Here is a 255-nt window from a genome sequence, read left to right on the forward strand (position 1 = left end):
TGGTTTCGATTCCGTCAAAGTGAGCAGTCGTTAGACGCAGGTGGCGCGATGCGCGGGGAAACGGGCTAGGCCGGAACGATGCATCCGTCCACGGGGCACACCGCCACGCATTGCGGAGTATCGAACTGTCCGTCGCACTCCATGCATTTCTTCGGATCGATTGCGAAGACACCGCTTTTCTCACAGATGGCGACATTGGGGCACTGCGGCTCGCAGGCCGAGCAGCCGGTGCACGTCGACGCAATGATCTTCAGG

The 255-nt window shown here is 60.4% G+C and carries 1 protein-coding gene; it reads right to left on the reverse strand.

The features are described 5' to 3' along the window. Window positions 1-65: 65 nt before the first annotated feature. The gene (locus AABE10_RS36340) at window positions 66-254 is read right to left on the reverse strand and encodes a 4Fe-4S binding protein (protein ID WP_342937857.1); all 189 of its coding nucleotides are present in this window, start codon (window positions 252-254) and stop codon (window positions 66-68) included. Window position 255: the final 1 nt, after the last annotated feature.

This window comes from Paraburkholderia diazotrophica, assembly GCF_038900755.1.
In the GTDB taxonomy this organism is placed as follows: domain Bacteria; phylum Pseudomonadota; class Gammaproteobacteria; order Burkholderiales; family Burkholderiaceae; genus Paraburkholderia; species Paraburkholderia diazotrophica_A.